This is a genomic window from Caballeronia sp. AZ7_KS35, from assembly GCF_023631045.1.
Classification (GTDB): domain Bacteria; phylum Pseudomonadota; class Gammaproteobacteria; order Burkholderiales; family Burkholderiaceae; genus Caballeronia; species Caballeronia zhejiangensis.
The window spans coordinates 1-1,099 of sequence record NZ_JALQDV010000056.1 but is presented as its reverse complement, the minus strand read 5'-3'; the positions used below and the strand labels follow the sequence as shown (position 1 = coordinate 1,099).

Here is a 1,099-nt window from a genome sequence, read left to right as displayed (position 1 = left end):
ATTTGGCACCTGGCGGATTCGACGTGAAGGATCGTCATACTTCCACTTGATCGGCTTTGGATGTTTATTGTGCTCGCGGATGTAATGCATGAGTTTGCGATCCAGATCTTTTACTGAAGTGAAGATGCCACGGGCGATCACATCACGCTGGATGCGCGAGAACCAGTTTTCCACTTGGTTAAGCCACGACGAATAGGTCGGCGTGAAGTGCAGACGTACGTTGCGATGCGCGTTGAGGAAGGTGGCCACCCGCTCCGTCTTATGGCTACTCACGTTGTCACAGATGACATGGATTTCTCTGCGTTTGGGCTGGCTGGCCACGACGTCGGTCAGGAAGGCCACAAACTGTTCGCTGGTGTGGCGCGGCGCTGTTTTGCCCAGCACCTCGCCGGTGGCAGTATTGAACGCCGCGAACAGGCTGAGCGTGCCGTTGCGCTTGTACTCGAAGCCGTGACTCTCGGCGCGCCCCGGCGACAGCGGCAGCATCCGGTCCTTGCGGTCGAGTGCCTGAATCGCGGTCTTCTCGTCCACACAGAACACCGCTGCGTGCGCCGGCGGGTTCAGGTAAAGCCCGATCACGTCGGCTGCTTTGGCCTCGAAGTCCGGGTCGTTGGAGACCATGTGCCGCTCCAACTTCTGCGGCTTGACCCCATGCTTGCGCCAGATGCGCTGCACGGTCGAGACCGACACGTCGCCGAGCTCTGCCGCAAGCTTATAGCTGCTCCAGTGTGTCGAGCCGTCGGCGGGTTTGTGCTTGAGAGTACGGTTGAGCACACGCGCCTCAAGTCTGGCTGGCGGCTGCTTGGGAGCGCGCCCGGGATGTCGGGCGTACATGCCAGACAGTCGCTCGCTAAGAAAGCGCCCCGACCAGCGCGCGATGAAGCGCGAGTCGCAACCCAGTGTGCGCATGATGCTGTCGCGCGATTCGCCGTCCTCGAGCATCAGGATCAACTTCGCGCGTCGTACGTCCGCCGCACGCACCGTTCGGCTGCGCGCCGCCGACAGCAGTTGCTCGCGTTCGGTATCGGTCAGATTCATTTTGCCCATGACCTGCATCTGAACACACTTGGGGTGCCAATTCAATGATGCAATGCACTAG

1 protein-coding gene is annotated in these 1,099 nt (G+C 60.3%); it reads right to left on the bottom strand.

Annotated elements, in window-relative coordinates:
* Nucleotides 1-1,056, bottom strand: a 1,056-nt coding sequence (locus NCT05_RS32075) for an IS630 family transposase (RefSeq protein ID WP_250504071.1), incomplete at its 3' end; no start/stop codon positions are given.
* Between the last annotated feature and the right edge of the window lie 43 nt (nt 1,057-1,099).